Origin of the sequence: Halalkalibacillus halophilus DSM 18494 (assembly GCF_000423105.1) — a bacterium.
Lineage (GTDB): Bacteria > Bacillota > Bacilli > Bacillales > Alkalibacillaceae > Halalkalibacillus > Halalkalibacillus halophilus.
Map to the genome: position 1 here is coordinate 115525 of NZ_AUHI01000009.1, position 20357 is coordinate 135881.

The 20357-nt window shown below is 37.5% G+C and carries 22 protein-coding genes and 1 rRNA gene; 17 read left to right on the forward strand and 6 right to left on the reverse strand.

From position 1 onward, the window contains the following. Positions 1 to 62 precede the first annotated feature (62 nt). Positions 63 to 875 carry a recombination regulator RecX gene (gene recX / locus G532_RS0107145; RefSeq protein WP_027964179.1) on the forward strand — a complete coding sequence of 271 codons (813 nt, stop codon included), beginning with the start codon at positions 63 to 65 and terminating at the stop codon, positions 873 to 875. 1 nt (position 876) lies between these two features. Here recX and G532_RS0107150 read toward each other — a convergent pair whose 3' ends face one another. After that, positions 877 to 1536, reverse strand: coding sequence for an SDR family NAD(P)-dependent oxidoreductase (locus G532_RS0107150; protein WP_027964180.1), 660 nt, complete (start codon positions 1534 to 1536; stop codon positions 877 to 879). 90 nt (positions 1537 to 1626) lie between these two features. Between G532_RS0107150 and G532_RS0107155 the strand changes: the two genes are divergently transcribed. Next, positions 1627 to 1953, forward strand: coding sequence for a YfhH family protein (locus G532_RS0107155; protein WP_027964181.1), 327 nt, complete (start codon positions 1627 to 1629; stop codon positions 1951 to 1953). Positions 1954 to 1964: 11 nt separating this feature from the next. Further along, positions 1965 to 2519, forward strand: a complete 555-nt coding sequence (locus G532_RS0107160; RefSeq protein ID WP_027964182.1) for a hypothetical protein — start codon at positions 1965 to 1967, stop codon at positions 2517 to 2519. Positions 2520 to 2796: 277 nt separating this feature from the next. Here G532_RS0107160 and G532_RS0107165 read toward each other — a convergent pair whose 3' ends face one another. Beyond that, complete coding sequence (locus G532_RS0107165; RefSeq protein ID WP_027964183.1) at positions 2797 to 3774, reverse strand: metal-dependent hydrolase; 978 nt, start codon at positions 3772 to 3774, stop codon at positions 2797 to 2799. Between the two features lie 35 nt (positions 3775 to 3809). Here G532_RS0107165 and mutY point away from each other — a divergent pair, with 35 nt between their 5' ends. The 7 genes from mutY (at position 3810) to G532_RS0107200 (ending at position 11465) form a co-directional block, all read left to right on the forward strand. Further along, positions 3810 to 4895, forward strand: coding sequence for an A/G-specific adenine glycosylase (gene mutY / locus G532_RS0107170; protein WP_027964184.1), 1086 nt, complete (start codon positions 3810 to 3812; stop codon positions 4893 to 4895). Between the two features lie 75 nt (positions 4896 to 4970). Next, positions 4971 to 5180 (forward strand): gamma-type small acid-soluble spore protein, encoded by a 210-nt coding sequence (locus tag G532_RS0107175; RefSeq protein WP_027964185.1) that lies wholly within the window; start codon positions 4971 to 4973, stop codon positions 5178 to 5180. A gap of 258 nt (positions 5181 to 5438) precedes the next feature. Continuing rightward, a complete protein-coding gene (gene ntdP, locus G532_RS0107180; protein ID WP_027964186.1) occupies positions 5439 to 5966 on the forward strand; it encodes a nucleoside tri-diphosphate phosphatase in 528 nt (175 codons plus the stop codon). A 97-nt stretch (positions 5967 to 6063) separates the two neighbouring features. After that, positions 6064 to 7836: an ABC transporter ATP-binding protein gene (locus G532_RS0107185; protein WP_027964187.1), complete on the forward strand. Its 1773-nt coding sequence runs from the start codon at positions 6064 to 6066 to the stop codon at positions 7834 to 7836. A 290-nt stretch (positions 7837 to 8126) separates the two neighbouring features. Then, positions 8127 to 9053, forward strand: a complete 927-nt coding sequence (locus G532_RS0107190) for an AAA family ATPase (protein ID WP_035512741.1) — start codon at positions 8127 to 8129, stop codon at positions 9051 to 9053. Beyond that, positions 9050 to 10252, forward strand: a complete 1203-nt coding sequence (locus tag G532_RS0107195) for a DUF58 domain-containing protein (protein ID WP_027964189.1) — start codon at positions 9050 to 9052, stop codon at positions 10250 to 10252. The genes G532_RS0107190 and G532_RS0107195 overlap by 4 nt, the downstream gene beginning before the upstream one ends. Then, on the forward strand, positions 10245 to 11465 hold the full coding sequence (locus G532_RS0107200) for a DUF4018 domain-containing protein (protein WP_027964190.1): 1221 nt from the start codon (positions 10245 to 10247) through the stop codon (positions 11463 to 11465). Before G532_RS0107195 ends, G532_RS0107200 begins: the two co-directional genes overlap by 8 nt. Positions 11466 to 11537: 72 nt before the next feature. On the opposite strand, the gene G532_RS0107205 is transcribed toward G532_RS0107200, so the two are convergent. Together G532_RS0107205 and G532_RS0107210 are read right to left on the reverse strand one after the other, a co-directional pair. Continuing rightward, positions 11538 to 12578 (reverse strand): FUSC family protein, encoded by a 1041-nt coding sequence (locus G532_RS0107205; RefSeq protein ID WP_027964191.1) that lies wholly within the window; start codon positions 12576 to 12578, stop codon positions 11538 to 11540. Positions 12579 to 12835: 257 nt separating this feature from the next. Further along, complete coding sequence (locus tag G532_RS0107210) at positions 12836 to 14134, reverse strand: glutamate-1-semialdehyde 2,1-aminomutase (protein ID WP_027964192.1); 1299 nt, start codon at positions 14132 to 14134, stop codon at positions 12836 to 12838. A 108-nt stretch (positions 14135 to 14242) separates the two neighbouring features. Between G532_RS0107210 and G532_RS0107215 the strand changes: the two genes are divergently transcribed. The 5 genes from G532_RS0107215 (at position 14243) to perR (ending at position 17292) form a co-directional block, all read left to right on the forward strand. Continuing rightward, positions 14243 to 14638: a potassium channel family protein gene (locus G532_RS0107215; protein WP_027964193.1), complete on the forward strand. Its 396-nt coding sequence runs from the start codon at positions 14243 to 14245 to the stop codon at positions 14636 to 14638. Between the two features lie 73 nt (positions 14639 to 14711). After that, positions 14712 to 15179: a thioredoxin-dependent thiol peroxidase gene (gene bcp, locus G532_RS0107220; protein ID WP_027964194.1), complete on the forward strand. Its 468-nt coding sequence runs from the start codon at positions 14712 to 14714 to the stop codon at positions 15177 to 15179. 57 nt (positions 15180 to 15236) lie between these two features. After that, positions 15237 to 16187 (forward strand): D-2-hydroxyacid dehydrogenase, encoded by a 951-nt coding sequence (locus G532_RS0107225; protein WP_027964195.1) that lies wholly within the window; start codon positions 15237 to 15239, stop codon positions 16185 to 16187. Position 16188: 1 nt separating this feature from the next. Continuing rightward, complete coding sequence (locus tag G532_RS0107230; protein ID WP_027964196.1) at positions 16189 to 16746, forward strand: cob(I)yrinic acid a,c-diamide adenosyltransferase; 558 nt, start codon at positions 16189 to 16191, stop codon at positions 16744 to 16746. Positions 16747 to 16848: 102 nt separating this feature from the next. After that, the gene (perR, locus tag G532_RS0107235; protein ID WP_035512728.1) at positions 16849 to 17292 is read left to right on the forward strand and encodes a peroxide-responsive transcriptional repressor PerR; all 444 of its coding nucleotides are present in this window, start codon (positions 16849 to 16851) and stop codon (positions 17290 to 17292) included. Between the two features lie 44 nt (positions 17293 to 17336). Here the strand turns inward: perR and G532_RS0107240 are convergent, their stop codons facing one another. Continuing rightward, a complete protein-coding gene (locus G532_RS0107240; RefSeq protein ID WP_027964198.1) occupies positions 17337 to 17708 on the reverse strand; it encodes a YgzB family protein in 372 nt (123 codons plus the stop codon). Positions 17709 to 17839: 131 nt separating this feature from the next. Between G532_RS0107240 and G532_RS0107245 the strand changes: the two genes are divergently transcribed. Then, positions 17840 to 18724, forward strand: a complete 885-nt coding sequence (locus tag G532_RS0107245) for a nucleotidyltransferase-like protein (RefSeq protein WP_027964199.1) — start codon at positions 17840 to 17842, stop codon at positions 18722 to 18724. A 255-nt stretch (positions 18725 to 18979) separates the two neighbouring features. On the opposite strand, the gene G532_RS0107250 is transcribed toward G532_RS0107245, so the two are convergent. Further along, positions 18980 to 19729 carry a class I SAM-dependent methyltransferase gene (locus G532_RS0107250; RefSeq protein WP_027964200.1) on the reverse strand — a complete coding sequence of 250 codons (750 nt, stop codon included), beginning with the start codon at positions 19727 to 19729 and terminating at the stop codon, positions 18980 to 18982. Positions 19730 to 20159: 430 nt separating this feature from the next. Between G532_RS0107250 and G532_RS0107255 the strand changes: the two genes are divergently transcribed. Next, positions 20160 to 20357 (forward strand): 16S ribosomal RNA (locus tag G532_RS0107255); the annotation flags it as partial.

Consider the following 20357-nt stretch of genomic DNA (forward strand, 5'->3'; position numbering starts at 1 on the left):
TAGATGTACCTCCTTTGTATGTATTATAATGAACAAAACGTCTTTCACTGGGAGCGAGTAGGATGATTATTAGTAAGATAACGACGCAAAAGAAAGCCAAGAACCGTTATAATATTTTTGAAGAGAAGCAAGGTTCTGACCTATATGCATTCAGTATTCATGAGGATTTACTTGTAAGGTTTGAAATTAGAAAGGGATTAGAGCTCACCAATGATCGAGTTGAAGAAATTAAACAACAAGACGCATTGTATAAATACTATACCCTGTCTTTAAACTTTTTAAGCTACCGAATGCGTGCAAAATCTGAAATTTTTAAATACCTAGAGCAAAAAGAAGCGACAGAAGATGAAATAAAAACAGTGTTGAACCGGTTAGAAGAAGAGAAGTTGGTCGATGACCTTGCATTCGCGCAGGCTTTTGTAAGAACGAAGGTAAGTACAGCTTCAGGTGGACCTAATAAAGTAAGACAAGAATTAAAACAAAAACAAATTCCTGAAGAATTTATAGAACAAGCGATTAGTAATTACAGTTTTGAAGATGAAGTGGATAAGGCACATAAATTGTTACAAAAAAAGTTGAATTCAAGTAACAGAAAATCTTTTCAAGAACAGTTGAATGGAGCCAAGCAAACGTTGATGCAAAAAGGATATTCATTCGAAGCAATCCAAGCTGCAATCGACACGCTAGAACCTGAAGTTGATGAAGAAGAAGAATGGCAAGCTGTTGTTTACCAAGGGGAGAAGGCATGGCGCAAGTATGAGCGAAAACATGAAGGGTATACGCTTCAACAAAAAGTTAAAGCCTCTCTATATCAGAAAGGCTTTAACGGGGATTTAATTAAACAGTTTATAGAGGAAAAAGTAGCGGAAGGTTAAACTATTTTTCTACATGGATTTCTTCACGACCATCATCCTGTTCGATGATCTGGTTTGCGTATGATTCTGGGGAAGGAAGTACGGACGGATCGCTCATGTAGTCACTGTCATTCCAGAAAGGTGTGTTCATTCCACCCATGTAAACCGCTGATATACTAATTGACTCATTCGCTAATTCTTTTTGTAGGCTTTCTGTGAACCCGCGTTGAGCAAATTTACTTGCACAATATGCTGATTCTTTTACTTTTCCTTTTAAACCAGCAGTGGAAATAATGTTTAATATCCTACCTTTTGCATGTAACACAGCAGGCAAAAGTAGTTTCGTCGTATAAATTAAACCATTTACATTTACGTCAACCATGGTATCAATTTCATCTTTAGATAGTTGATCAATAGTATGGAAATATCCTATACCAGCATTGTTAATTAACAAGTCAATGCTCGTGTATTTTTCACTTAAGTGTTTCACCTCATCCCAACTAGTTATATCACATGTTGCGACTTCAGCAGATAGAGAATCCCTTTCAAGTTCGTCTTTGACAGTATTTAATTTTTTTAAATTACGCCCGACTAGGATGATGTGATAGTCAGCCTTTGCATATTTAAAGGCAAGTGCTCGACCAAGACCAGAGCCTGCCCCTGTAATAAGTGCTTGTTTCATCGGTTGATCCTCCTTGGTGATTAAAATATTTCATTTTTATTATGCTTGAATTTTGATAAGATGTAAAAGGAGATTGAAAGGAGATTGGACATGCAACGAAGATATAGTGAGTATACAATCCATGAATTACAAAAAGAAATTTCGGATTTAACAGAGAAAGCTCAAAAAGCGGAACAAATGGGAATGGTCAATGAATTCGCTGTTTATCAAAGAAAAATTGTTATGGCAAAATCCTACGCGATGGACCCGAGAAGATTTAAAAATAAAGAAACATACGAAATTCAAGGAGCGCCAGGGGAGTATTTGAAAATCCGTTATATGAACGGTATTTTTGCTTGGGGCAAACGTTTAGATAAAGAAGGCAACGTGCTGAATGAAGAAGAAGCGCTGCCCATTGCATTATTGATTGAGGAGTAGGGGGAAGAATAATGATGAAGTGGATTGGAGTTATCTTGGCTACATTTTTCATTCTAGCCGGATGTCAAAGTGATGAGTCACAAGAGCCAATGTCAGAGGCAGATGTAGCAGAAGGGCTAGAGATATCTGAGGATTCGATTATGCATACGGAAGAAAAGGATCAATTTACCGTTGCCTTTTATGAAGAGGAAGAAACGTTTCGAGTCGGTCATTTTGCATATGAAGATAGCGAATGGAATGCAAAAGGTTCCTCAGGTTTTGACTACAACAAAAAACGACCTTTAACTTCTGGAATAACAGGTTGGCCAACAGAAGAGGATTCAGATGAAATGCAATATGTACTGCTAGGGGAAATGAATGACGAGACCATCGATCACATTGAAGTTCGGACACCAGATGAAAACTTTGATGCAGAAATGATTGGGCAAGAATCAGATGATTATTGGTTTGTTTTCTTAGATGGGATGACTCAAGAAGAGCTAATTGCCTCCGTAACCGCTTTTGATGAAGAAGGAGCAGCCATTCATTCTGATATTTTCCAACCAAATCCGGATGAAGAATTGTAGTAAATTCACGAGTGTTACTGAAAAATTAAGATTTGTGGATATAGCTTATGTTTTCTGGATAAGCGAAGGTATTTCTGGATATATCTATAAATTTCGTGGATATACAATCGACATTTCTGGATATATTTAGTTTCATGTGGATAAACAGGAACTTTTCTGGATATACATCTAATATTGTGGATATGATGTCCGCGCGGTATTCCGATACATCGCCTATTTAATATTAAAAAAATTAAAGAAGATCTCTCCTCCTGAAAAAGGGAAGAGATCTTCTTTTCTATTGTAGCGGTTCTAATTTTTGTTGTAATTTGTGTTCTGTATAAACCCAGCCTGTATAGGAAGTTAGGATATTGTAAAACTTATCGAGGGTCACTACTGCGACAAATGGGTAGTGGCCGTTCGAACGGTAGCGTAAATCAATAAATCGTATTTCAATATAGTCGTCGAATCGATCGATTTCGTAACGATATATTGGTGAGAAACCCCGAAAAGCTTGCACGTTTTTATCAGAAAACGCAGCGTTCATTTCTGCTGTGTCGGGTAATGGTCGCTTTTTAAACGTATCCTTGATGTCTATTTGCCCATCATTACTGAAGGCTACATGGTAATAATCAGGTGTTTCAATCACAATTCTCCATGCGTTTTGGCGAATGGTTGGTTGGGTGATGATTTTCGTTGCATCATTAAAATGTTTATATAGTATATCAGTGATTTCTTTTTTGTCGTAAAATCGTTTAATATAATATAGAAACACAATAAAGAATATAATCCCGTACGTTTGAGCTGGATCAGCACCAAGTAACCATGCTATTCCACCTGCAACAAACATCATGAACATAAACGGATCAAACGTATTAATCCAACCGAGGGCGACCCATTTGTTTATAAAGGGTCGAAAAGCTTGTGTTCCGTATGCGTTAAAGATATCTACGAACACATGCAAACTTACTGCTATTAACACCCAAAGCCATAAATTCAAAAATGGTATTTCCATGGAGAATAAATAGACCGCTAAGGATACGACGATACTCCAAATGAGGACGGCTAGTGGAGAGTGTGAGCTGCCTCTATGGTGTCTGATATAAGTAGCGTTGTCTTTAAATTTGAAAAAAGTATCAAAATCTGGAGCGTGCGAACCAACAATGGCGCCAATAAAAACAGCTTGAAACAAAGCACTATCTTGCTGGATAGCTGGGTCTATGGTGGCGATCCCGCCTATTGCGACGCCCATAGTAATATGGGTTGCAGTATCCAACGGTTTTACCTCCTTTATAAAAGTTAGGTGACGACATGAAAAATAGTGTATCATTTTCTATACCCTTTTTATTTGATCATAAAGCATTTCAGCAAGCATTAATCTCTTGGTACAAGCATAACAAACGTGAATTACCATGGAGAAAGAGTCAAAATCCCTATCATATATGGGTTTCAGAAATTATGCTTCAACAAACGAAAGTTGATACGGTTATCCCTTATTTTAATCAATTTATTACAAGCTATCCTACTGTATATGATTTAGCAAATGCAAATGAGCAAGAAGTGTTAAAGCATTGGGAAGGTTTGGGTTATTATTCACGTGCTAGGAATTTACATACAGCTGTTAAAGAAGTGGTGGAATCTTATGACGGGAAAGTGCCCGAAGAAGTCGCAGAGATTAAACGGTTAAAAGGTGTGGGACCATACACGGAAGGGGCAATTTTAAGTATCGCATACAATCAACCTGAACCAGCTGTAGATGGGAATGTCATGCGCGTGATGTCCCGTGTGCTTCAAATTGACGAAGATATAGCAAAAGCAAAAACCCGAAAAATATTTGAAGATGCGATTAGAGAAATTATTTCCCATGAGGATCCGTCTTCTTTTAATCAAGGGTTAATGGAGCTAGGTGCCACCATTTGTCATCCTAAAAAACCTGATTGCGATAAATGTCCTGTGCAACCTCATTGTTTAGCTTATGAGTTAGGAATTCAAGAGGAACTACCTATAAAATCGAAAGCTAAAAAGCAAACGTTGGAACAATATGTTGCATTAGTAATACGTAACAGTGATGGTTCTTATTTTATACAGAAGCGTCCAGATCAAGGGTTACTTGCGAATTTATACCAATTCCCAATGATAGACAAAGATACTTTTGATGGAAAGAACTCCAATGATGTTTTATCAGACAAAGTTTCATCAAAAATGAGAATTCACGGTTTTAAAGAACCAGTTCGCCATATCTTCTCTCATAAAATTTGGGAAGTAGATGTACTAATAATTGATTCAGACGAGGTAAATAAAAAATTTTTGGAAGGTGATTTTGTAAGCGTAGATGCCATGAAACACCTACCATTTCCGATTGTGCAGCAAAAGATTTTAAAGCAATTACGCATTTAGAAATTATTGGTGCAAGTCATTTTGGATAAGCTTCTTGCTTTTTGGATAGATTAATCAATGCGGAGGTGATATCAGATGGCGAAAAAACAAAACCAACGTAAGCCAAATGAAACTGCTGCAGGTACAAATGCGCAAAAAGTGAAAAAGCAGAACCAACAAGCTCAGCAAGGTCAATATGGCCAAGAGTTTGCTCAAGAAACAGATGCGCAAGAAGTTAAGCGTCGTAATCAACAAGCTGAACAAAAGAAACAACAACAGCAAAACCAACAGAACCAACAGAACTAATTTGGTTTTATGAGGAAAAGCGCCTTAGCAGAATATTTGCTAAGGCGCTTTTTCATTATTTCAAGCTACATATGTGAAGACAGAACAATCGAATTCGCGTTTTCAGTATGATACAATAGGCATATTGATAAAATCGGTTTGTATTTTCGTCATTTTTCTCAATAGTTATAATCATTTAGATTTGGAATAAAACGTTATAAAAACCAAGTATAAATTGTACTAGCAAAACTTTTTTTGATAGAGAAAGTAGGGCCAAATATGATCATCCCAAAGGACGGCGAAAATTTAATAATCAAAAGCTATAAACATGATGGAACGCTGCATCGAACTTGGGAAGAGACGACGGTATTGAAAAGTAAATCAGATATGTTAATTGGAGCAAATGATCGGGTGGTTGTGACGGAAAGTGATGGTCGAACATGGCGAACACGAGAACCAGCTATTACTTACTTCACGACCGAATATTGGTTTAATATTATTTCGATGATTCGAAACGATGGCATTTATTATTACTGCAATATTAGTTCTCCTTATACGATAGATGGTGAGGGAATTAAATATATTGATTATGACTTAGATATAAAAGTTTTCCCAGATATGACTTACAAGGTGTTAGACGAAGATGAATTCGCTCAACATAGTAAAGAAATGGATTATCCAGATGATTTGAAAGAAATTTTGTATAATCAACTGCGTATTTTAGAAACTTGGGTTCAGCAAAGAAAAGGCCCATTTGAAGCAGAGTTTGCAGAGCGTTGGTATGAATATTATTTAACTTATTCATAAAGCATGTTAGAAGGTCCTGTTGCACGGGCAACGGGATCTTTTATGCTGTTTAAAAGTTATAGACAGTTTGTTTTTGTAAGATGAAAGTTGGTGAACTATGTACAGTATTAAACGATATTTAGAATTCGTGAAGCCTTATAAATGGAAAATAGCTTTAACGATTCTGATAGGTATTATAAAATTTAGTATTCCATTACTAATGCCCTTGATTATTAAATACGTAATTGATGACATTATTGATAATGATAATTTATCACAGGCAGAACAAATTTCTGAGCTATTTTGGATTATGGGAATCGCATTTTTCTTATTTTTAATCCTAAGACCGCCTGTTGAATATTACCGGCAATACTTAGCACAATGGACAAGTAGTAAAATTTTATTTGATCTTAGAGATAGTCTCTTTGACCATATACAAAAGCTTAGCTTGAAATTCTACTCCAAAACAAAAACGGGTGAAATTATTTCCCGGGTCATTCATGACGTAGAACAAACGAAGACATTTGTCGTTACTGGATTAATGAATATATGGTTAGACATGTTTACTATTTTAATTGCTGTTGGAATTATGCTTACATTGGATCCGATGTTAACGCTAATTTCCTTACTATTATTCCCGTTGTATGGTTTTTCCGTGAAATTTTTCTATTCAAGATTACGTAAATTAACGCGTGATCGTTCACAAGCGTTAGCGGAAGTGCAAGGCCATCTACATGAACGGGTGCAAGGAATGCCTGTAATAAGAGGATTTGCTCTAGAAGAACACGCACAAGATGAATTCAGCACGCATAATGGAAAGTATCTTGATCGAGCAATAAGATTCACTAACTGGAATGCGAAATCGTATGCTGTTACTCACACTATTACTGATATTGCTCCATTGCTCGTAATCGCATTCGGTGGTTACTTAGTAATTGGGGGTGATGTGACAGTGGGTACTATGGTAGCTTTCACAGGTTATATGGACCGAGTTTACGGACCACTACGACGTTTAGTGAATGCTTCGACACAATTGACGCAATCACATGCTTCCATGGACCGTGTTTTTGAGTTTATGGATGAGAAATATGATATTGTCGATTCACCAAATGCCAAACCACTCGAACGTGTTCATGGCGATGTTTCTTTTGAAAATGTTTCGTTTAAGTATGATGACGAAGAGGAATGGGTGCTTCGAAATATTAATTTAACGATTCCAAAAGGAGAGACTGTAGCACTTGTAGGAATGAGTGGGGGAGGAAAATCAACCTTAGTCAGTTTAATCCCACGTTTCTATGATGCATCTGAAGGTAAAGTGAAAATTGATGGTCAGGATATTCGAGATGTGCAAGCACGTTCATTACGTGATAAAACGGGTATGGTCCTTCAAGATAACATCTTATTCAGTGATTCTGTTGCGATGAATATTCGCATGGGGAATCCTGATGCAACAGATGAGGAAGTAATCGAAGCGGCTAAAGCTGCGAACGCGCATGAGTTTATTTCTAACTTGCCATATGGTTATGATACATTGGTTGGTGAACGAGGCGTGAAGCTATCTGGAGGTCAGAAGCAACGTGTCGCAATTGCACGAGTATTCTTGAAAAATCCGCCGCTACTAATTTTAGATGAAGCAACATCTGCTTTAGATTTAGAAAGCGAACACTTAATTCAAGAAGCGATGAATAAATTAGCATATAATCGTACTACCTTTGTGGTCGCCCATAGATTATCGACGATTACACATGCGGACCGGATCGTCCTAATGACGGATGGTCGCGTTGAAGAAGAAGGAACACATGAGGAACTACTGAAAAAACGTGGATCTTACCACCGTTTGTTCCAAGTGCAGGAGCTAGATACACCAGATGAATCAAAAGTAATGAGGTAGATTTTAAAACACGGCTTAGGCCGTGTTTTTTCTTTTTGTGAGTAGAATGTCAGTACTCCCGGTGGATGACATATCAAGATAATTTGCAATATATCCACGAAAGTCATTACTTTTCCAGAAGTATTTTATTATATCCAGAAAAGTCAGGAGTATATCCACAAATATTAATCAGAAAATTTGTAGAATTACGAGAAATAATAGTAAGATTATGTTATTTTATTAGTATATTGCAAAAATGTAGAGATAGAGGAGAGGGAGAGCTTTTGGCTATACAAGACCGAGTATCCGAAATGAAAACCCAAATTGGTAAAGTGATTATGGGTAAAGAAGATGTAGTGGAATTATTAATGAACGCACTAATTAATCAGGGCCATGTCCTTTTAGAAAGTGTACCGGGAACAGGGAAGACGTTGCTTGCAAAATCAATTGCACGCTCTATTGATGGAGAGTTCAGTCGTGTGCAATTTACACCGGACGTCCTTCCTTCAGACGTAACAGGAATTCAATTTTTTAATCCAAAAGAACAACAATTTGAATTGCGTGTAGGTCCGGTTAAGACAAACGTATTGTTAGCAGATGAGATTAACCGTGCGACCCCACGTACACAATCTGCACTATTAGAAGTTATGGAAGAAAAACAATTAACTATTGATGGGGAAACAGTAACTATTCCTCAGCCATTTATTGTACTAGCTACGCAAAATCCAATTGAATCGCAGCAAGGGACGTTTGACTTACCTGAAGCCCAAATGGACCGTTTTTTTATGAAAGTTGACCTTGGATATCCTGGATATGCAGATGAACTACAAATGATGCAGACATACAGAGAGAACCAACCTTTTGAATCTTTAGCGTCGATTTTTACGAAAGAAGCGTTAATCGGTTTCCAAGATGAAGTGAAGAAGATTCGAGTCACGGAAGATATGGAAGAATACATGTTAAGTATTGTGAAAGCGACACGTGAAGATCGTTATGTGGATGTTGGTGTGAGCCCACGTGGAACCCTTGCATTCATGCGTGCTTGCCAAGGTAATGCAGCAATTAAAGGTCGTTCCTATGTAACTCCAGAAGATGTGAAGCACATTGCACCGTATGTGTTATCGCACCGGATCGTATTGAGCTTAGATGGTGCAACTATTAAAACCCAGGATGAAATCATCGAATCGATCTTAGAAGAAGTTGCAGTACCTGCAGAATATGGAGTGACAAAGGAATGAAGTTTCGAAAGGTCCCACAGGAAAATAATACCTTCCAGCCATTTATTTTGTTTGGGACGGTCATTTTATTAGTAGGGATTTTTGTAAGCAGTACCTATGTTTATTTCTTATTATTGCTAGGTATTTTGCTGTTAACGATATACGGACTTAGTCTCTTTTATGAAAAGCATGTTGATGATTATTTATCCTTTGATTTTGTGAAGCCAGAAGTAAAAGTTTATCAAGATGATGAAGGTTATATTGAAATGGATATCGAACAAAAGGGGATCTTTCCTCTATTAAATGCACGCTTGACGATTGAGATGGATGACTCGATCTCCTTTGTTGATGGAGTCAATCAGAAGCGGCGATATGTGACGTTTGTGTCCCACACCTTCAATTTAATGTTTTGGGAGAAAAGACGTTTCCGTTTCCGCTTTAAAGCTAACAGGCGGGGCGTGTCAACGATTAGGATGCTTAAATTACACCTTCCGAATGTGTTTGGGTTTGGTAGTATTTATTTAACTTCCTCCCACATCAAACAACAAGAGATTGTCGTATACCCTCGTCGTCAAAAAGTAGAAAATATGAACTTGTTAACACCTCAAAGTATGGGAAACCACCGTGCGAAACATTCCTTGTTTGACCATCCTTCGTTACCAGTCGGCACGAGAGATTATCAAAGAGGGGATTCTTTTAATAAAATCCACTGGAAAGCCACTGCGAAAGAAGGGGATCTACAAACAAAGGTATTTGAAAAATCAAGCCAAATTAACTGGTGCTTTTTATTAAATGTACGCTCGAAATCGAGCCTGGGCGCACCTGAGCAAATTGAGGAATGGCTTGAACAGCTTGCCTATATGACTCAAGTTGCTACAAAACAAGGTATTCCATTTAAAGTATATGTGAATATAACATCGATTGATCGTATTCCTTTTGTGCACCAACCAGAAGGGGAAGGAGAGGAGCATTATGCGCAAACGTTAGAAATGCTTGCTAGGCTTAAAATTTTGACGTTTACCAAACCTTACGATCATTTATTATACTATGTGTGGAAACATGCCTCACCACCAGCTTATATTATTCAAATTGGTCATACAGAAGAGTCTGATGAGAAATATTTAAACCAATTTAAACAAAGAGGATCCTCTGTTGTGTATTTACGGAACGGAAAAATTTCCGCTTCGCCGGAACAAAGCGAGGTGAGTCACCATGCGTGATTATTCCTTACACTTTGTTAGGTGGTTTCAATATACACTCGAGTTAATCCCAATTTGGATGGTTGTTTCCTTCTCTTATATAGGAACGGGTTCGATTCCTCCGATATGGGAATTTATAGTCGTGGCTGCGGTTGCTCCGTTTTTGGCAGTCGCTCTAAAGCGAATGGGTGGACCGGCTCTCATTTATTTAGCCGCCCCAGTCTTATTTGGTCTAGCAATGTTTCTCGGTTTTAGTTTGATTTATGCCATTGGCTTAGCTATTGTCCTGTGTTTCCGAATGGAAGCAAGAGCTATTAAAGCGGATTTAGATAACGAAGAATTCATTTTAATTACCACATTTATTTTAGCAATTGTTTCGTATATAATTACATTTTCTTCCGCAGAAAGTTATGTCATGTACTTTATATTAGCTTTTGTTTTACAGTTATTAATCTTCTTTGCTGGAAGGTTCATTTACTTTTATTTACTCGATGAATCTACTGTCAAACATGCATTTGGGAAAAAAGTAATCTTAATAGCGATTACACTTGGTACTGTTTCTATTGTTACATTTATCGTGTTTACATTGTATCCATATATAAAACTCGGATTAGAGTATTTAATTTATTGGATTTTATACGCTTTTGTTTGGGTTTTAAGGCCGTTCTTTAACTTTTTAGAGGGGGTTGAAATAGAGCCTCCAGAACAAGAGGACGAAGAAATAGAGCGAGAAGGAGAAGGCATGATGGACCTTGAAGAGAGACAATCTCAAGCTGGGTTAGAAGGAATTGCTGACCTTCTCATGTGGATTGGGATTGCAGTTTTGGTCGCATTAGCGCTTTATTTATATTATCGTTACCGGAAAAATTTAGTGCAGTTCAAAGGAGATGTCCGGAAACAACACGCAGAGGAATCCCCTAAAAGTAAACAGAAAACGGATCAGTTCTTTTGGAAACGTAAAGAAAAGCACAAAGCACCAAAAGACCGTGTTCGAAAAGAGTATTATGATTTAGAAAAATGGGCTGCAGCGAACAATGCAGGAAGGTACGAATCCGAAACCGTTCGAGAATGGCTGGAACGATTGGAAATAAGACATCAAGTAAAAGAAGACATGCTATATGTGTACGAAACCATTCGATATGGTGAAGAGCATGATTTTGATTATGATTTTGAGTATTACAAGCAAGAAATCGGTCAGTTAAAGCAACTAATAAAAGAAAAATATGATATATAAAACATACTAAAATAAGAGGGTAATGTCATCGGTGTATGACTTTACCCTCTATTTCTTTCTTAGCCTCTGTATTTAGTTCCGTTCTTTCAAATAGCTTACTAAAATCTTCTTTAGGTGCATTAATTCATTATGATAATCCAGTAGCATCGACGCTAGAGGAAGCATTGTAAAGCGGTCCCGTTCATCATTTTCATAAACCGCCATAAGTTTATTAACAAGCTCTTGGATATCTGGTTCTGAAATCTTTTGAAGTGGATCAACTTGTTTCTTTCTAATTCTGCCTAAATACATAAGAATCAGTTTCTCATGGGTGTGCAAGGTTTTATCGACTTCTTCTACAATCATTTCATTTAAATTGGAATCAATATGTTCAATTTCATAATCCATCCTGTGAAGCGTTTGGAGAACTAAGAAGGACTTACGTGACGTATGGATCAATTGCCTGAATAGCACTAATTTGCGGGCGCGAGCATATCCGCGTCTACGGGAATAGTTACGCTCTTCAGAATATAAGTGATAAGTCGCTTCTAAGTGAGATAAATCCCGTTCTAAGCGATTAATTTCCTTTTTTAAAGCCGGCTGATCTGATAAATGCCTCGTTGTTACTCGAATCCACTGCATGATGTCGCTTGTCGTATGATTAATCATTTCAAATAAGCGAGTTTCGTACTTAGGTGGTAAAAAGACGAGGTTCACAACAAACGCTGAGAGAATTCCAATTAATATAGATGAAAAACGAATACCTGCAAATTCGAAGAAAGGCATATCTGTCGTATCCATAATAGCAAACACAGCTATAATTGCGATAAAAGTTGTGTCTTCTTTCATTTTTAACAAAGAACAAATGGCAATGACGGTAACGATCCCAAAGCCAATAATGAACGGTTCATTTCCAACAGTAATTACTAATAAGATTGCGATTATTGCACCGATAATGTTTGCTTGTATCTGTTCAATTATTGTTTGTACGGACCGGTAGATTGAAGGTTGAATAGAAGACATTGCTGCAATTGCGGCTGCGAACATCCCCGCTTCAAATCCAAACGCCCCAGCGATATATAATGCAATCGCGGTTGCGAAACCAGTTTTAAAGGCACGTGCGCCTACTCTCATACACAGACCTTCCTTTATCTTAAGATTTTGCTGTTACTCTTTCATACCCTAATCACTCGGGATTTATGCTTATCCTTATATTAGTATATAGTTTTAAAAGCAAAAAAAGAAGCTTCCGCATCAAGATTGCGAAAGCCAAATCTGGTAAAACCAGAAAGGAAGGGAGTTTCATAACATCATGTTCCTTCAATAAGGGGTAATCCAAAAATTCTGAATTATCTATATTTTAGCATAAGATAAACTTTTGACAAGAGTTTTTAGAAAATTTCTTTAATTTTTTCAAATGACTTTTGAACTGCGTCTAATGTATGGTCAATATCTGCTTCTGTATGAGCGGTTGTGAGGAACCATGCTTCATATTTAGAAGGAGCTAAATTAATTCCTTCATCTAACATCTGGTGGAAAAATGCCGCAAACATTTCTTCGTTTGTATTTTCCGCTTGTTCATAATTGGTGATTTCTTCTTCTGTGAAATAAACAGTTAGTGCTCCTCTAAGACGATTAATTTTAACGGGTAAACCTATTTGTTCAGCACGTTTTAAGATACCATCTTCTAGTTTTGCCCCGAGTCGATCCATCTCTTCGTAAACACCTGGTTGTTGTAGCACTTCTAAACAGGCGATACCAGCAGCCATTGAAGCGGGATTACCTGCCATGGTACCGGCTTGATATGCTGGCCCTAAAGGTGCGACTTGCTCCATAATATCCACGCGCCCTCCATATGCTCCAATTGGAAGTCCTCCGCCAATGACTTTTCCTAATGCTGTCATATCTGCTTGAACACCAGTCATTTCTTGTGCGCTTCCGTAATGAAAACGAAATGCAGTAATGACTTCATCAAATATAAGAAGACTTTGATTTGCGTGAGTTAGTTCTTTTACTTGTTCTAAAAATCCTTCTTCAGGTTCTACGATCCCGAAATTTCCGACGATTGGCTCAGCTAACACAGCAGCCACCTCGTCACCGTGTTTTTGTAATGCCGCCTGGAAAGCATGAATATCATTAAAAGGAACCGTGATAACATCTTGTGCGATTGTAGCTGGGACACCAGCTGAGTCGGGAGTTCCTAAAGTAGAAGGTCCTGACCCTGCAGCAACTAATACTAAATCGGAGTGTCCATGATAGCAGCCTGCAAACTTTATGATTTTCGTTCGATTCGTATAAGCTCGCGCTACACGAATCGTGGTCATGACAGCTTCCGTTCCAGAATTAACAAAACGAACTTTCTCTAAAGAAAGAATTGCGTCTTTAAGCATTTTCGCAAATTTATTTTCAAGTTTTGTCGGAGTGCCATATAAGACACCGTTTTGGGCAGCTTCACTAATAGCATTTGCGATGTGTGGATGCGCATGCCCGGTAATAATCGGTCCATATGCGGATAAGTAGTCGATATATTCATTTCCATCTACATCAGTAAACTTTGAACCATGCGCTTTTTCCATAAATACTGGTGTTCCGCCACCGACACCTTTAAACGCGCGAGAAGGAGAATTTACACCCCCGACGATGTGTTCTTCTGCTTCTTTATATAATTTTTCAGATGTTTTTCTAGTCATTGTTATTCCTCCTTGATGTGCATCAATCATATTTTAGCATACTCAGATGTATCTAAGAATGAAGGAAAGCATATACTTTAGCACGTTTAATTTGAAAGGACGTATGCTATGTACAAGCAGTCAATTTCACTAGCCATCGTATTGTTGATTCTGATCATTAGTATGGTGATGTTGTTCCGAGGTAAGGATGCTGTTCGTGGTTATTTTTCCAAAGAGTTATTTACAATGTTTGTAGCGATCTATTTTATCTTCATGATTGGTTTTGGGTTGATGTATTTCTTATTGGCAGAAATGAACGTCACCATTTTAGTGGATGAGTCTTTGAAAGTAGGTAGCACGAGTGAAAGGTTTTTCCAAGCTATTTATTTCAGTGGAGTAACGCTAATGACGATTGGCTATGGGGATATTACACCTATTGGAATTGGAAGAGTATTAGCTATGATTGAAGCTTTTATTGGATTTTTATTCCCTGCTGCTTTTTTATATAAATTGTTTCAGTCGTAATGAGAGTTTAATTTGTCAGAAGAGGAATTGTTCGATAATCTATAGAAGAGAGGATTTGAAGGAGGTACTTTTTATGTCAATGGAAGTAGGTAAACAAGCACCAGACTTCACACTACCATCCAGTAGTGGAGAAGATGTAAAATTATCTGATTTTCAAGGGAAACATGTCGTTCTTTATTTTTATCCGAAAGACATGACACCTGGTTGTACGACGGAAGCTTGTGATTTCCGAGACAATCATCAAACTTTTGAAGAACTAAACGCGGTGATTATTGGAGTAAGTCCAGATCCAGTAAGCCGACATGAAAAATTTATTGATAAACATGATTTACCATTTATGCTTTTAGCTGATGAAAATCATGAAGTAGCAGAACAATATGGCGTTTGGAAATGGAAGAAGAATTTTGGTAAAGAGTATTATGGCATTGAACGATCAACTTTTATTATCGATAAAGACGGCCAACTAGTTAAAGAGTGGCGAAAAGTTCGTGTGAAAGAACATGTGGATGAAGCGCTAAATTATATTAAAGAGAATTTATAAAAGCATCGGCTGTTTTTTGAGCAAAACAAGTTGCTGAATTTAAGGGGAGTGGAATACATGCAAGTAGTTACGACATGTAAGGTGAAAGATCAACTCCAGTCTGAAATGGAGCAAAAGTTCCCAAGCGTAAATTTCAAATGGAATGAATCATTAAAAGAGGCGGAAGCCCAACTAAACGAAGCAGATATCATCATTACATATGGGGAGGACTTAGAGCCTGCGCATATCAAACAAGCGACACAATTGAAGTGGATCATGGTGATTTCAGCAGGAGTGGAAGAAATGCCGTTAGAAACAATTGATCAACATGGCATTCAACTAACCAATGCAAGTGGCATCCATGCCATTCCAATGGCTGAGTACGTGATTTCCATGCTACTTCAAGTTAATAGACAGGCAAAGACGCTGATTAAACAAGAAGAAGAGCAAGTATGGAATCCTAAGGTAAAAATGGAAGAAATATCGGGTAAAACCATGTTAATTGCTGGTACAGGTGCGATTGGTCAGGAAGTCGCTCGCCTTGCAAAAGCATTTGGGATGAAGACGATTGGTATCTCTAATAGTGGTTCGGACCGTGAACATTTTGATGCTTGTTATGATAATGAATCCTTGATGGAATATTTACCGAAAGCTGATTTTGTTATTGGCGTATTGCCTGCTACTAAAAATACGCAGGATTTCTTTGGGAAAGAAGAATTTGCCGAAATGAAACAGTCAGCTATTTTCTTAAATATGGGACGAGGTTCGACAGTGGATGAAGAAGCACTAGTAGATGCGTTAAAAAATGATGAAATTAATCACGCTGTCCTTGATGTAGCTAAACAAGAACCTTTAAAGAACAGTAGCCCATTATGGGGATTAGAGAACACAACCATCACTCCTCATTTATCAGGAATTTCAAAGCATTATCAACCGCGTGCTTTTAAAATATTTGAAGAAAATCTCACAGCATTTATACAAAAAGAACCATTGAATCGTAATGTAGTCGATCCAAAAAGGGGATATTAATATGCGGATTTATACACGCTCAGGTGATAAAGGAACCACTTCTTTAATTTATGGAGAACGTGTGAAAAAGAGTGATATACGAGTGGACGCTTATGGCACATGTGATGAAGCCAATTCTATGATTGGGATTGCTAGAAGTCACCTTGCGAATGAAACGTTCGAAACGAAGGACCAAGTGGTAGAGGCACTTCATCAAGTGCAAACAATTCTATTCCACGTTGGTGCTGAACTCGCTACTCCAAAAGGCAAAGACGTGATGTGGAAACTGAAGAAAGAACATGTGGAAGATTTGGAGAAAAGTATTGATCAGTGGGACAAATCATTAGAACCACTGAATAACTTTATCTTACCATCGGGTCATCCAAGCGCAGCTTCACTCCATTCTGCTCGAACAATCGTAAGAAGGGCAGAGCGAACTGCCGTTGCGTTAGATGATGAGTTAGAAAATGAGCTAGTAGTTTCCTATTTAAATCGTCTATCTGATTTTCTATTTGTAGCTGCTAGATATGTCAATTTAAAAACGGGTGGAGAAGAGTTACCTCTTAAGACCGATGTATAGAAGGTAACGTGCGATAGTTTTAATTGACAAAATGAATGCTCACCACTTACACTAATTATAAAGATTCTTATGTAATAATCGATAATAGTGAAAGTGAGGTGCATGACGGTGTCAGAGCAAAAAATGCAGGAAGCGTTAGCAACTTTAAAGAATTCTGGTGTTCGGATTACACCACAACGTCATGCAGTGTTAGAGTATCTCTTACATTCCATGAGTCACCCAACTGCAGATGAAATCTATAAAGCATTAGAAGATAAGTTTCCAAATATGAGTGTTGCAACTGTTTATAATAATTTACGAGTCTTTTTAGAAATTGGACTTGTTCGCGAATTGACTTACGGAGATAGTTCTAGTCGATTCGATTGCAATACAGCTGAACATTACCACATCATTTGTAACTCCTGTGGGAAGATTGTTGATTTCCATTACCCTGCTCTCGATGAGGTAGAACAATTAGCAGAGCAAGTAACTGGATTTACAGTGAGCAATCACCGTATGGAAGTGTATGGTACATGTGAAAGTTGCCAAGAAGAACCGAAACATTAAATAATCGCCTTCACTTATGTGAGGGCGATTGTTATATTTTTAGCTTATTTCTTTCCTTGTTCCTTCCAATACTTACCGGAATTATACTTCTCATCGAACTCTTCTCCGTCTAGATCTGGATCCATCGTTAGTGGCTGTTTACAATACATGCACGCATCTACACGACCTAACATCTTTGTTTGTGCATGACACTCTGGACAGACAATGGAAACAGCCTTGGTCGATAATAAACCAATCCAAAAGTAAATTGCTGTACTTAAACCAATCGCAATGACCCCTAAAACCATAAACACTAACATTAACCATTCTATATTTCGAAACAATAAACCAATATACATAATGATCATCCCTGCAAAAATTAACCCAAGGGCGATCGTTCGTATTTTATTAATTTTGCTACTATATTTTAAACCCATCATTCGAACCTCCTCGTACATTACAAAAAAAGTATAGCATAATTTTCTTCAAATGTATGTGAACGAAAAAAGGATTTTGTCATCTTATGTAGAATGAAAATAGAGGTAAGGTCAAGTAGGAGGAGAAAGCTATGGAAGATACGTTACGTCCACTTTATCAAGAACGAGCAGGTCACCCGAACACACTCGGAGTTATGCTTTTAGAGAAAACAGATAGCAATAGCTCTGTCACAGATCATTTTGACTGTATTTTATTAATCATTGTAAAAGAAGCTGAAGAAGATTGGTTTGTGAAACACTACGAATTCGAAGGTAAAACGGCAGCAATGCATATTATTGATGAAGGATTACTAAATACTTGGATCGAAACAAGTGGGTACCGAAAAATTATAGAATGGCTTACAACAGGGCGAATCATTTTTGATCGGAATGAATACTTATCCCAATTAAAAGAAGAACTTAGAGATTTTCCAGAACGTACCCGAAAACTTCGTAAAGCTATCGAATTCGCCAAACTAGTACGCTCTTACCGCGAATGCAAAGAATTATTTGAAATGAAACATTATCTAGACGCTAATAGTTTGATGATTAGATCCTTACATTATTTAGCGAGACTAGCAGTACTAGAAAAAGGTTTTCATCCCGAAGTTATTGTATGGCACCAGGTGAAAAAGATCGATCCGGAAGTGAACAAACTCTATCAAGAATTAATTAGTAGCGATGAACCTGTGGAGAAACGGATTCAGCTAATGATGCTTGCGAGTGACTTCGCCATACATTCACGCGCTGAACAAGGAGCAGCTCATTTGTTAGAAATAATGCACGAACGTAATGAACCGTGGACATTTGGAGAATTGAAACTGCATCCAGAGGTAGAGAAATATAAGCTTGATCTATCTATCTTAATAGAATATTTAGTAGAAAGAGGAATCGTAGGGGTTAATCTGGCAGAGACAAAAGGAAAGAAAATTTTTCATCGCCAATATTATGCGGTGGAGGAAATGAAGTCCGTATAAATGATTAAAAGGAAAAGGTCATCATCTATTCTCAAGTGTTTAACTGGAGGGGGATGATGGCCTATTTTATCTTAGGTGGGTACGATAGGGTCTCATCGGTATCGATTCTTAGGAGTTGATGCAGCAAGGGATATATCCACAAAATTGGTAGGATATCCAGAATTCATCACGTTTATCCACGAGAATTTTTGTATATTCACGAAAATCGACGTGGTATCCAGAAAAGTCACGAATATATCCAGATTTATAATTTTACTAAACTGTTTGGAAAGTAGCTTGATAGTACATACACTCATGAAGTTCTGTGTTTGAGATGAACTCTCCAGTATTCTGATCCAACGCACCCTTTGATTGGACCTCAATTAAAGAAAGATTCGGTGAAAGTAATTTCAAATCTGCTGGAGAATAACAACGTAATGTTTGAGTAACTTGACCTTCAGGATGTTCATGCGACCACCATGAATCTATCATTCTGCAATTAATTGCATCGAAGTTATATTTTCTACTAGTTTGGTCAAAATCCATTTGTATTCCTTTTACTTTAGCCCAATACCAAGGGGTGTAAATATCTACGAAGGCTTTTCCGTTAGCGGTCAACCAGCTACTGATCTTATTTAAAAGTAACGTTTGATCTTTATCTTCTCCAACACCAAATCCATCCCAATAACATATAATATCAAATTGCTGATCCAGTTTTACTTTTAAAAAGTCATCATTTATTACATTAATTGTTACATTATGTTCTTCAGCTAATTTCATAATAGAGTCACAAGCTTCCTTCACAATTTCAACTACAGTTACTTTGTATCCTTTTAGAGCAGCAGCAACCGCAAAGTGTCCATTACCTGGTCCGAGTTCTAATATGGATTGATTACTTGGAATAGGAAAAGAGTTTTCTTCAAGTGAAGTTATCCGAGATTTTTCTACTTCTATCATTTTATTAGAATCAACTAAATCATTCGTCCACACAAGCTGTTTACGGTAAAAGTTTATAATCCAATTCATCTAATCATCCTTTTGCATTTATTATAGGTGTAATGCATATTTCGATAAAACTGGGCTCATTCCTTTTAAATGAATATAGTTAATTGGCTTATATTAGAAGGTGTGAACATTTCTATATAAAGCATTTTATGAAGGAAGAAATTATTTTAAAATAAAAACAAACTTCTATTGACTTAAATTTAATAACCGTGGTATATTAATAACCGTCGCAAAAACAAGCGATGAACAAACAACATTTTAATTATAAAAAGTTATTGACTTTAATCAGTATACTTGTTATATTTAAGAGGTCGCTGTTTTGAGGCGACACACCTTTTGAACCTTGAAAACTAAACAAAATAGCCTGTCGTCAATTCGTTTTCTTTCTATTAAATAGGAGAAAACATTGGCAACAAACAGAAACAAGCTAGCAAGAGCTAATCAAACACTTTATATGGAGAGTTTGATCCTGGCTCAGGACGAACGCTGGCGGCGTGCCTAATACATGCAAGTCGAGCGCAGGAAGCAGACGGATCCCTTCGGGGTGATGTCTGTGGAATGAGCGGCGGACGGGTGAGTAACACGTGGGCAACCTGCCTGTAAGACTGGGATAACCCCGGGAAACCGGGGCTAATACCGGATAACATCA

What these genes read in the sequence shown, in the direction of transcription:
- recX (WP_027964179.1), top strand. Translation starts at nt 63, where the DNA reads ATGATTATTAGTAAGATAACGACGCAAAAGAAAGCCAAGAACCGTTAT.
- G532_RS0107150 (WP_027964180.1), bottom strand. Translation starts at nt 1,536, where the DNA reads ATGAAACAAGCACTTATTACAGGGGCAGGCTCTGGTCTTGGTCGAGCA.
- G532_RS0107155 (WP_027964181.1), top strand. Translation starts at nt 1,627, where the DNA reads ATGCAACGAAGATATAGTGAGTATACAATCCATGAATTACAAAAAGAA.
- G532_RS0107160 (WP_027964182.1), top strand. Translation starts at nt 1,965, where the DNA reads ATGATGAAGTGGATTGGAGTTATCTTGGCTACATTTTTCATTCTAGCC.
- mutY (WP_027964184.1), top strand. Translation starts at nt 3,810, where the DNA reads ATGAAAAATAGTGTATCATTTTCTATACCCTTTTTATTTGATCATAAA.
- G532_RS0107175 (WP_027964185.1), top strand. Translation starts at nt 4,971, where the DNA reads ATGGCGAAAAAACAAAACCAACGTAAGCCAAATGAAACTGCTGCAGGT.
- ntdP (WP_027964186.1), top strand. Translation starts at nt 5,439, where the DNA reads ATGATCATCCCAAAGGACGGCGAAAATTTAATAATCAAAAGCTATAAA.
- G532_RS0107185 (WP_027964187.1), top strand. Translation starts at nt 6,064, where the DNA reads ATGTACAGTATTAAACGATATTTAGAATTCGTGAAGCCTTATAAATGG.
- G532_RS0107190 (WP_035512741.1), top strand. Translation starts at nt 8,127, where the DNA reads ATGAAAACCCAAATTGGTAAAGTGATTATGGGTAAAGAAGATGTAGTG.
- G532_RS0107195 (WP_027964189.1), top strand. Translation starts at nt 9,050, where the DNA reads ATGAAGTTTCGAAAGGTCCCACAGGAAAATAATACCTTCCAGCCATTT.
- G532_RS0107200 (WP_027964190.1), top strand. Translation starts at nt 10,245, where the DNA reads ATGCGTGATTATTCCTTACACTTTGTTAGGTGGTTTCAATATACACTC.
- G532_RS0107205 (WP_027964191.1), bottom strand. Translation starts at nt 12,578, where the DNA reads ATGAGAGTAGGCGCACGTGCCTTTAAAACTGGTTTCGCAACCGCGATT.
- G532_RS0107210 (WP_027964192.1), bottom strand. Translation starts at nt 14,134, where the DNA reads ATGACTAGAAAAACATCTGAAAAATTATATAAAGAAGCAGAAGAACAC.
- G532_RS0107215 (WP_027964193.1), top strand. Translation starts at nt 14,243, where the DNA reads ATGTACAAGCAGTCAATTTCACTAGCCATCGTATTGTTGATTCTGATC.
- bcp (WP_027964194.1), top strand. Translation starts at nt 14,712, where the DNA reads ATGTCAATGGAAGTAGGTAAACAAGCACCAGACTTCACACTACCATCC.
- G532_RS0107225 (WP_027964195.1), top strand. Translation starts at nt 15,237, where the DNA reads ATGCAAGTAGTTACGACATGTAAGGTGAAAGATCAACTCCAGTCTGAA.
- G532_RS0107230 (WP_027964196.1), top strand. Translation starts at nt 16,189, where the DNA reads ATGCGGATTTATACACGCTCAGGTGATAAAGGAACCACTTCTTTAATT.
- perR (WP_035512728.1), top strand. Translation starts at nt 16,849, where the DNA reads ATGACGGTGTCAGAGCAAAAAATGCAGGAAGCGTTAGCAACTTTAAAG.
- G532_RS0107240 (WP_027964198.1), bottom strand. Translation starts at nt 17,708, where the DNA reads ATGGGTTTAAAATATAGTAGCAAAATTAATAAAATACGAACGATCGCC.
- G532_RS0107245 (WP_027964199.1), top strand. Translation starts at nt 17,840, where the DNA reads ATGGAAGATACGTTACGTCCACTTTATCAAGAACGAGCAGGTCACCCG.
- G532_RS0107250 (WP_027964200.1), bottom strand. Translation starts at nt 19,729, where the DNA reads ATGAATTGGATTATAAACTTTTACCGTAAACAGCTTGTGTGGACGAAT.